General features: G+C 65.0%; 15 protein-coding genes and 1 pseudogene. 14 read left to right on the plus strand and 2 right to left on the minus strand.

Annotation, left to right across the window (positions count from 1 at the left end; translation table 11 throughout):
- From D180_RS01495 to D180_RS01515, 6 genes are all read left to right on the plus strand, one after another.
- Positions 1-419, plus strand: a 419-nt coding sequence (locus D180_RS01495; RefSeq protein WP_017911377.1) for an integrase core domain-containing protein, incomplete at its 5' end; no start/stop codon positions are given.
- 72 nt (positions 420-491) lie between these two features.
- Entirely contained in the window at positions 492-974 is a 483-nt protein-coding gene (locus D180_RS01500) for a hypothetical protein (RefSeq protein WP_043090286.1), read from the plus strand.
- A 99-nt stretch (positions 975-1,073) separates the two neighbouring features.
- Positions 1,074-1,472, plus strand: coding sequence for an Imm10 family immunity protein (locus D180_RS01505; RefSeq protein WP_017911379.1), 399 nt, complete (start codon positions 1,074-1,076; stop codon positions 1,470-1,472).
- Between the two features lie 624 nt (positions 1,473-2,096).
- Positions 2,097-2,543, plus strand: a complete 447-nt coding sequence (locus tag D180_RS22665) for an ankyrin repeat domain-containing protein (RefSeq protein WP_198526493.1) — start codon at positions 2,097-2,099, stop codon at positions 2,541-2,543.
- 51 nt (positions 2,544-2,594) lie between these two features.
- Positions 2,595-2,858, plus strand: coding sequence for a hypothetical protein (locus D180_RS01510; RefSeq protein ID WP_017911380.1), 264 nt, complete (start codon positions 2,595-2,597; stop codon positions 2,856-2,858).
- A gap of 70 nt (positions 2,859-2,928) precedes the next feature.
- Positions 2,929-3,387, plus strand: a complete 459-nt coding sequence (locus tag D180_RS01515; RefSeq protein ID WP_017911381.1) for a T6SS immunity protein Tdi1 domain-containing protein — start codon at positions 2,929-2,931, stop codon at positions 3,385-3,387.
- A gap of 106 nt (positions 3,388-3,493) precedes the next feature.
- On the opposite strand, the gene D180_RS01520 is transcribed toward D180_RS01515, so the two are convergent.
- On the minus strand, positions 3,494-4,171 hold the full coding sequence (locus D180_RS01520; RefSeq protein ID WP_017911382.1) for a hypothetical protein: 678 nt from the start codon (positions 4,169-4,171) through the stop codon (positions 3,494-3,496).
- A 174-nt stretch (positions 4,172-4,345) separates the two neighbouring features.
- Here D180_RS01520 and D180_RS01525 point away from each other — a divergent pair, with 174 nt between their 5' ends.
- From D180_RS01525 to D180_RS01560, 8 genes are all read left to right on the plus strand, one after another.
- The gene (locus tag D180_RS01525) at positions 4,346-4,780 is read left to right on the plus strand and encodes a hypothetical protein (protein ID WP_017911383.1); all 435 of its coding nucleotides are present in this window, start codon (positions 4,346-4,348) and stop codon (positions 4,778-4,780) included.
- 100 nt (positions 4,781-4,880) lie between these two features.
- Positions 4,881-5,162: a hypothetical protein gene (locus tag D180_RS01530; RefSeq protein WP_043090287.1), complete on the plus strand. Its 282-nt coding sequence runs from the start codon at positions 4,881-4,883 to the stop codon at positions 5,160-5,162.
- Positions 5,163-5,221: 59 nt separating this feature from the next.
- The gene (locus D180_RS22670; RefSeq protein WP_017911385.1) at positions 5,222-5,674 is read left to right on the plus strand and encodes a hypothetical protein; all 453 of its coding nucleotides are present in this window, start codon (positions 5,222-5,224) and stop codon (positions 5,672-5,674) included.
- A 142-nt stretch (positions 5,675-5,816) separates the two neighbouring features.
- Positions 5,817-6,077: a hypothetical protein gene (locus D180_RS01540; RefSeq protein ID WP_017911386.1), complete on the plus strand. Its 261-nt coding sequence runs from the start codon at positions 5,817-5,819 to the stop codon at positions 6,075-6,077.
- 268 nt (positions 6,078-6,345) lie between these two features.
- A complete protein-coding gene (locus D180_RS01545) occupies positions 6,346-6,738 on the plus strand; it encodes a hypothetical protein (protein WP_017911387.1) in 393 nt (130 codons plus the stop codon).
- Between the two features lie 97 nt (positions 6,739-6,835).
- Entirely contained in the window at positions 6,836-7,288 is a 453-nt protein-coding gene (locus tag D180_RS01550; RefSeq protein WP_017911388.1) for a hypothetical protein, read from the plus strand.
- Between the two features lie 284 nt (positions 7,289-7,572).
- A complete protein-coding gene (locus D180_RS01555) occupies positions 7,573-8,064 on the plus strand; it encodes a DUF3828 domain-containing protein (RefSeq protein ID WP_232760259.1) in 492 nt (163 codons plus the stop codon).
- Between the two features lie 28 nt (positions 8,065-8,092).
- The gene (locus D180_RS01560) at positions 8,093-8,410 is read left to right on the plus strand and encodes a hypothetical protein (protein WP_226975198.1); all 318 of its coding nucleotides are present in this window, start codon (positions 8,093-8,095) and stop codon (positions 8,408-8,410) included.
- Between the two features lie 31 nt (positions 8,411-8,441).
- Here the strand turns inward: D180_RS01560 and D180_RS01565 are convergent.
- Positions 8,442-8,642, minus strand: a pseudogene (locus D180_RS01565) (DUF1264 domain-containing protein); the annotation flags it as partial.
- Positions 8,643-8,964: the final 322 nt, after the last annotated feature.

An 8,964-nucleotide genomic window follows, 5' to 3' on the forward strand; every position in this document is an offset into this window, starting at 1 on the left:
CGCACGAGGCGGTGGCGATCGAGGTGGAGCGGGCTGTCTACGGTCACGGCGTGGCCCGGGTGCTGGATCGGCTGGCACTGACACGGGGTCTGCCGCAGGTGATCCGCACCGACAACGACAAGGAGTTCTGCGGCAAGACGATGGTGACGTGGGCTCACGAGCGCGGTGTGCAGCTGCGCTTGATCCAGCCAGGCAAGCCGAACCAGAACGCCTACATCGAGAGCCTCAACGGCCGCCTGCGCGACGAGTGCCTCAACGAACACTGGTTCCCGACGCTGCTGCACGCCCGCGCCGAGATCCAGACCTGGCGACGGGAATATAACGAGGAGCGACCGAAGAAGATCTTGGGCGGCCTGACCCCGGCCGCCTATGCCCAACAGCTAGCGGCCAAAGCCGCTACGATGAAACCCGGACTCTAAAGAGCCCCGTTACTGAAAGCGGGGGGACGTCGAGGTTATGCAACAATGCGCCTAAGCCGCTGGAGAGAAAGTATGAAAAAGCATCTCGCCGTACTGCTGCTGATCGTGGGCCTTGTCTGTAATGCGCCCACGCTCGCCCAATCCTCCAAGTCGCCCTTTCTCGGAAAATGGGTGCTCGATGTCGCGAGCATGCCGGCGCCGCCCGCGCAGCGGCCGAAAAGCGCCTCGCTCACCTACAGCGATGTGGGCAAGGGCAAGTGGCAGACGAATGCCGACATCGTCGGTGGCGATGGGCATGACATCCATGCCGTCGCCATTTATCCGCTAGACGGAACCGCAGTCCCAAGCAAAGGCTACCCGACGGTCGACACCACGGCCGTATGGCTGCCGGCGCCGAACGTGATGGTCGCCGCCTTCTACTTGAAGGGAATGCCGCGCACGACGCGCACTTACACCGTCGCCCCTGATGGCAAGACGATGACCGAAACCGTGGTCTGGTTGAACATCAACGGCGAGCCGGCGATCACGATGAACCGCTTCAACCGTGCTGAATAGCCTATGCGGAAAATACGGCTCAGAGCGCGCTTTCTTGGGAGTTCGCTCTTGGCCTTCTTCTAATCTGTGGAATATGGCGAATGAGGAGCGAGCATCGGCATGTCGTCATTCGTACTTCAAGCGAGAAGCATCGCTGTAGAACACCCAGAGGGGGAGTGCCATCTTGTCGGCTTCGCCGACCAGGCGCTCGATACCACGACCTATCTCCTGCTCCAGCGTGCATTCTCGTTCGACGAGCAGGACGTGGCGTTGAGGATGGACACCTATCATGTCGAATGGTGCGGCCAGGAAACCTCGGGCTACGGCGGCGTCTCCCAGTTTCTGCTCAGCCCTGGCCACGCGCGGATTACATTCGTTCCAGATTCGCCGGTGGCACTGGCTGGTTTGGGGATTCTCACGGTCGTGTTCCAGTTGACACCGCCGGAGTACCTGACATTGCAGGCTGCCCTTCGTTGCATATTCGCGGGAAGCGGTTGCCTCTTGGTGACCGATGCTTAAAGTGTCGTATCCGACCCGTACTCGTTCGCGGGCTTGATCGTTCGGCATTAACGGCAAAGGAGGGCTAGATGCTACTTGCCCTTATCACTGCGCTTTTCCTGGCCGCGTCCTCCGCCGTGGCCAGCAGTACGATGTGGGCGTTCTAAGCGCCGCCCGGCGCACCAGTGCCGGATCTGGAATTTCTCGGCTACGACAAGATTGGTGGGATCCTCATTCAAGACAAGAATGGGCCACGCAATCTTCCGCAAGGTTCCTACAAAGTCGTTGCGTTGGATCAGAGCGCTAGCAGGATCGACCTGACCTACACCGATCCAGGCGATCCCTCGCTTCCACCGAGCTTCAAGCTAAGGGGAGCAGGGCCGGACACGACCTGGACCATGCGCGGTAGGATGTACAAGGGCAAATTAAGTTGTGAGGCATGGTGAGCCATCCGCGACCGCCTGGTCGTCAACCAGCGCTGTGCCGCTGAGCTGAAGGCTGGGACTGGCGCCTCTCTGAACCAGGAACCTGTTGGCGGCCTGTGCGCACTGGGCGGTCGTTTGGAGAAGCCGTAGTGAAGAGTATTGATTGGAGTCATGTGGTTCCGTCCTATAGACTGGAACTTATTCAAACCAACGACAGTTCGTGCGGATCGAGTCAAAAGAGGCAACTTGCAACATGAAAAGGGTCTCTCTACTCGCCGTGTTGGCGCTCAGCGTGTTGCCACCCGCCGTCGATGCCAAAGACCTCTTCGCCAAAGATCGCTGCAAGGCCGCGTACGAGTATCACTTCCTCAATAGGGCCGTGGCGTTCGAGGATTGGACAGGGGTAGAAATTTTGCTTGAAGGAGGCGCAGACCCAAACGGTCGTGGCTATGCGCAGATCACGGAGTGCGTTCGTCTTCCAGGCGAGTTCAGCTCCCCACTCGCACTGGCAGTGAGGAATGGCAACGCCGACCTCGTTCGCTTGCTACTGAAATATGGCGCAGATCCTAATCTTCCGGAAGGAGAGTCGGTGACCCCAACGGGAATTGCACGCGGCATGGCTTCTCCGGCCATCCTGCAACTGCTGCTTGAGCATGGCGGAAGATAGGCACAGTGCCTTGTTCGTGCGAGATCGCATCCATCTGCCGCTAACGGACGCATGACCACATTCCAATTCCAACCCCGCTGGAAGGAAGAACTCGTCTGCACCGGCCCGGGCGGCGAGTTCGTGCTGGATTTCCCGATGGGCGTGCCCACGGTCTACGCGCCCACCGAGCATGCCTGGGCGCAGAGTGCACCTGCATGGGCGCGCGACCTGTGGCCGGTGTTCAAGGCCGAGCTGGAAGCCTGGTGCGACGAGCGCGACGTGCAGTTCTTCCTGGATGGATCGGCCAAGTGCTACGGAGCCACTGCCAAGGCCTAAGTGAACACGCTGACAGCAGGCGGATGCGCGTGGCTTTGTATCCTGGCGCGCCATCGCAGCAAGGTCTCCAATGAGTCAGAGTGCAGAGCGCGCTGAAGCGACGAACGTCCCGCTGTATCACCTGATCACGCCGGAATCGCACGAGGTGCTCGGCCCGTGGGCGGACGCATTCCCGGCGTATACCGTCGTGGTCGGCTACTCGAGTCTCGGCCACTTCTTTCTGCATGATCCGGCCAGCCAGGATTATGCGGTGCTGCATCCGTTCAAGGCCGCGGGCAAGTCGTATGGCGCACATGCGTCCACCGCGGCGTTCGAGGCGGCCATCCTGCGCGATCCGGGCTTCGAAGAGTACGTGTTGCGCGGCGACCATGTACGGGCGATCGCGGCGCGTCTTGGCCCGTTGAAGCCCGGGCAGATCTATATCCCGCAACCGTATCCGACGCTGGGCGGAACGGAAGCGCCCGAGACGTACGACAAGGGCGATGTGTGGGTCTTTGCGGACCTGGTCACGCAAAGCGTGGGGTTGTGACGCAAACTGGAATGAAGCCGCGGGAGGCGATCTTCTAGCGAGAACCCAGGCGGCACTGGATCGCCGCCTGGATCAAACGCAACGCCAGCACCGCAGAGACCGCGCCTCAGTGCTTCGCCGCCTTGCGCCGGTACACGCCATTGAAGCTGACGTTGGCGCCGCCGCACTCCAGGTTGTCCGAAGCCACCAGCAGATCGCCGACCAACTGCAGGCGGACCTTGCAGTCGTCCTGGCTGAGTTCCAGCCGATTGCCTTCGGGAAAGCCGCGCGCGGTGACGGCGCCAAGGTGCGGCCCACCAGGCGCTTGATCTGGGGTCGGGTTGGCGCTGGGCCAGTAGGCATCGCCGTTGGCGGTGATGGTGCCGTCGCCGTTGGCGATCAGTTGCAGTTCGTTGTCGCCGTCGTGCCAATGCCCGACCCAGGCCTGCGGCTTCGGTGCGGCCGTCGCCGGCAGTGGCTGCACGCTGGACGCCGCCACCCAGCCGGCGCTGCCCCCGACCTTGTTGGGGTAGAACGCGCAGACGAAGCCGCCCTGGCGCTGCGCCAGGATCACGGTGTCGTCCTTGACCACATAGGCGCGCTGCCGGCACGCGGCCTCGCCCTTGGCCGGGCAACCGTCGTCGTCGTTGAGCAGGTACAGGCGCGGCACTGCGACCTTGGCGAGCGAGAACCCGGCCGTACTCATGGGGAAGCCGCCGTTGCGGCACATCGCCGTGTCCTCGTCCGGCGCCGCGTAGGCCAGTGCGGGAACCGCCAACAAGGCGAGCAGCCAGGTCTTGTGCATCACAGTCGCTCCAAAGGTGGGGCAATAGTGTGGTGCATGCCGGGTGAACCGGTGGCGAGCGAATTGGCAGGTGAGGACATCGACGCCGAGGAACACCTCGACCTGTAAGTTGGCTGCCATCAAGCACGCCGCAGGGATACCCTTGCCGCGGTCCAGATTTCAGAGGGCGGTGGAATGGCAGTGAAGTACCGGGCGGGCGATGTCTTCGCGATCCCGTCGGATGCGGGAACGTACGCGCTCTGCCAAGTGCTGTGGGCGCCGCGGGGCGACTATCGCAAGGTGGTCGGCTTCTGTGTGCTGGAACAGCAGGCATCGGAACCGAGGCTTGGCGCGTCGCCGACCCGGCCGCTGCCGGTGCGCGATGGCGACAAGGACATCCGATTGCTGTTCACCGGCACCCAGAAACTCAGGAGCGGCGAATGGCAGATCGTCGGCCGCGCGCCGCTGCCCGAGGATACCGGGGAACTGCTCACCTTCCACATCGCCGGGGAGCTGCACGAAGGCGATACCTTCTTGCGGATGCTGGAGGTGGACGAGTACGCCCGCTATCCGTCGATGTCGGTCCTTGGATTCGAGCTGGTGCACCGGTTGCTCAGCGGCAGCCAGTGAGCCGTTGACGGCCACCGGCCGCTCGGCGAGCATCGCATGCAGGCTCAATGCAGGGGCGTGGCCGGCGCCGTACATCACTCTGTCTGGATCAGATGACATCATGCCCGCAAGCCTGTTGACCGAGATCGTCCTGCGCCCGCTATTGGAGATCTTTCTGTACGGCCTGTGCTATGTCGTCGGCATGATCGTGGTGCCGACGTTCTCGTTCGGCTACTACAGTGTCGAACCGTGGAGCAGCAAACGGCGCAGCAAATCCGGCAAGCGCAGCGCGTACCTGGCCCCACGCGTGGTCTCGGCCGACGCGGCGGCCTTCTGGGGTGGGTTCGCTCTGGTGGGCGTTGGGCTGTTGGGCTATGCGCTGTGGCAGGCAGCGGGGACTTAACCCCGAAGCGGCCACACAGCGCTACGCTTGCTGTCGACTGCAACGGATTGCACCTACCCATGCCTCACTCGGCCACCTGCTTCACTACGCGTTACACGCTGTCGACCCTGCGCGATCAGATCGACGAGCGCCCCGAACTGGTGATGGCGTTGGAGTGCATGATCGAGGTGGAAGAGGAGCACTTCCCGGACCCACCAACCTTCGCGGCGCTGTCGCATCTGGCGCAGTGCTCGGCATGCCAGGCCTGGAGCGCCGCCTGGATGGACGCGCAGTTCCCGGAGCGGGTGGTGTGGCGCAAGCGAATCGCACGCTACTGCTGCAGCAGCATGTTCGCGGCGGTGACCAAGCCGGACAGGGTCGTGCGGATCGGCTTCGAGTTGTTCCGTGGCGAGGATCCGACCTGGTACCTCAATGATGCGATCTGTGTGCAGTTCTGTCCGTGGTGCGGGCAGCGCCTGCCCGATCGTCCGTTCGAGCCGGATCTGGAGCCGGAGCCGGAGCAAACACCGTGAGGCTGTGCCGCCGCTGCGTCGCCATGACTGCGGGAGGGCTGCCGCGACGGTCGATCGCCCTATGGCTGCTCAACCGGCTTGCGGATCCGTCGCACGACCACGCTGCTTGCCGCGTGGCGATGTCGGCGCTTGGCGGTGTGCGATGAAGCAGCGCCTGCTCGCCCTCGCGATCGCGCTGCTGTCCGCCGGTTGGGTGCTGCCGCTGTGGTGCGGTGTCGAGGCGTGGCTGACGTTCTGGCAACGCGGGGGCACAGCGTCGTTGCAAGGTGGTCCTCCCGGCGACTCGTTTCCGTACCTGGCCTTCGCCTCGGCCTGCAGCAAGGTCGCCAGCGTCTGGCTTGCCGTCGCAATCGGCATCTGGGCGTATCTGGGCGCGCGTGCCTGTCTACGACAGATGCGATGAGTTGTCATGCGCCCGTGCTGCAATGGGTCCGGCCGGTCGCTGCACCACGGTGTCGGTCCCCGGTGGCAGGGCGCTGCGAGAGATGCCCATGTGCCGCAGACGGCGATGCCGGCCGCCACCGGGTTACATGACGTGCCGCACCGTTGTCCACCTGGGCGGCCGTGCATGCGTTACCTTCCTGGACCGCCCATCCGCGCCTGCGCGCCATGACGCAGCCACGCCGATGCGCGCGTCCGCCCCCCCGATCGTTCGAGAGTCAAGCTGCCGCATGCATCCTGTCATCCATTTCCGCTCCCGTCTGCTCGAGGTGAGCGCCGAGCCGGAGAATCCCATCAATCCGATCCGCGGCAGCTCGCTGCTGGACTGGCTGCGCGTGCGTGTGGGCGACGCCATGGTCCTGTCCGAGCCGGACCCGGAGGACTGGGGCTGGGCCTCCGAAGCCGAATGCCAGGGGCGCACCTACCTGGTCGGTGCCTACGCCGAGGAAGAGGTCGATGGCAACCATACCTGGATGCTGCAGATCGAGAAGGAGCGCTCGGTCTGGGAGCGTTTGCTCGGCCGCCATGCGATGCGCGACGACGATCCGTGCTTTGCGCGGCTGCATGCGCTGATCGCGGCCGAACCGCGGTTCACCGACGTGGTGGTGGAACGCGAATCCTGACCGCCGGTAGGGCTGCGCGACGCGATGGCGCGGACTGCAGCACACGCGCCATCGCGCTTGGGTATGCTCGGCGGTCCCTCTCCATCCGCGTGCCACCATGCCGATCCGTACCCTGTCGCTGTTCCCGTTGCTGCTGATCGGCACCTCGCCCGAGCTGATGGCGGCGCCCAGGCATTGCCTGCCGTATGGCCCGACTCAGGTCACCCTGTCCGGTATTCTGGCGCCGTCGCCCACCGACGCCGCCCCGCCTACTGTCCCGCATACGCATACGCATACGCATCCGGACGCCGCTGCCGGTGCGGCAGCGACCCAGGAAGACGTACTGATCCTGCCGCAGCCGCTGTGCGTGGCGGCGTCGGCGGATGGGCGCCAGCCGCGCTACGAGCAGGTGCGCCAGCTGCGGCTGGCGGTCACCGCGGACCAGGCCGCACACCTGCGCGAAGAAGGTGTCGGCCAGGTGGTGAGGGTGACCGGAACCCTGGCGCATGCGCCGATCGGGCCGGATGCACCGCCGCTGCGCTTGAGCGTGCTCGGGGTGGACAGCGACTGAAGGATGCCCTGGTGACACGCTTTCACTGCGATTTAGCGGCATGTGTCGTGGCCTTGTAGGAGCGGTTTCAGCCGAAACGGGCATTCCCGGTAAAGCCTGTCGCGGCTGAAGCCGCTCTACGTGGTTGCAGTTCCGGTGAAATCGGATGTCTCCCGTTACCTAGGCATCTGGTTGCTGCGGCCACGCCGGCCGCTGGCGCACGAGGCAGCGCTCGCATTGACGCCGCGCAGCCACTGGTCGAGGATCGCCATGCCGCATCTGGCGGCCCGAGGTGGCAACGATCCATGAGGGGAATGCGCGTTCTGTGTGCGATAAGTCTGTGGCTGAGCGCGTTCGCCGCCATCGCGGGCGAGTCGCCGGCGCACACGGTCCAGACGTTCTATGCCTGGGCGATCGCGCCCAAGCACGCCGATGGCGACGTTGCGCAGGTGCGGCATCTGCTGGGGCGGGAACTGTTCGCGGCGCTGGAGGCGCAGCGCGCCTACGAGGCAGCCTGCGCCAAACTTGTGCCTGCAGACGTCAAGCCGCACATGCTCGACCAGAGCCCCTTCTTCCTGTGGCCGGACCAACCGACGGCGCTGGTCTCGACGACCGCGCAAGTCACCGGCGACACCGCGCAGGTGCGCGCCCGTCTGGCCATCGATGACCAGCAGTGGACGGATACGTTGGTGCTCGGTCGCCAGGACGATCGCTGGGTGATCCTCGACATCGCGTGGCAGGAAGGCACGCTCACCCGACGCCTGACGGACTTTGCCGCGCAGCGCTGCACGCAATGACGTCGCCGGCGTAGACGAGGGAAGCGCGATGGATGACGTCGGCAGTCGTACCGCGCTATTGCTGAGCCTGCAGCGCGCCCTGCTCGGTGAGGTGCACCCACAACTGCGGCAGGCCTCGATCGAGGCCGACCAGGCGCGCCGCGTGGTCCGGTTGCGCTTCGAATACGACGGCCCGCCGATGGAAACGCCTCGCGAAAGCTGCTCGTGCGCCGCCACCGAGGTGATCGCGGACTTTCCGGCGAGCTGGGACCTCGAAGAAGTGCATGTCGCCGTGCCGATGCCGGAGCCGCTGCAGCCCCTGCAGCACGTGGCATACCGTCGCGCAGAACCGGACGCTTCGGCCTGAATCACGCCGCTTGCGCGTGGCATCCTGGGGCCTATCGTTCCCCAGTGCCCGCGTCCACCACCCCGGGAATCGGCGTCGCCGAGGGAAACGCCTCGCGCAGCAGGTGCACGCCCTGCTGTGGCTTAGCCAGTGGCGTCAGGTCCTGGCGGTCGGCGCGCAGTTCGGCGCTGCGGTGCGGGGCGATGGCGTCGCGGCGGGCCTGCAGGTCCGGCTGCAGTTCGCCGTCGCGATGCATGAGGTCCGTAGATGTCCGCTGCGACGGCGTGGCGTGACGTGATGCGGTCACGCATCGTCGCGCCTTGGCAGCCACGCCGTCATTGCAATGGCGGTGCAACACAGACGACATATCGTGCCGCGCTGCGCCATCGTATGGCGCATGCCGTCGCGGGCTGCTGCGCAAGCCGAACGGACTCGATTCTGCGCGCTCACAAGGATCCGACATGCTGCTTTCCTCTCTCTCCCCGCGGCCGCTGACCGCGCGCGCCGCGCCGGCCCGTACCCGTCTGGCGCAGGCCTGCGCCGCCCTGGTGCTGGCCTCGGTCGCCGCCGCCGCC

Origin of the sequence: Xanthomonas sp. SHU 166, assembly GCF_000364685.1 — a bacterium.
GTDB lineage: Bacteria > Pseudomonadota > Gammaproteobacteria > Xanthomonadales > Xanthomonadaceae > Xanthomonas_A > Xanthomonas_A sontii.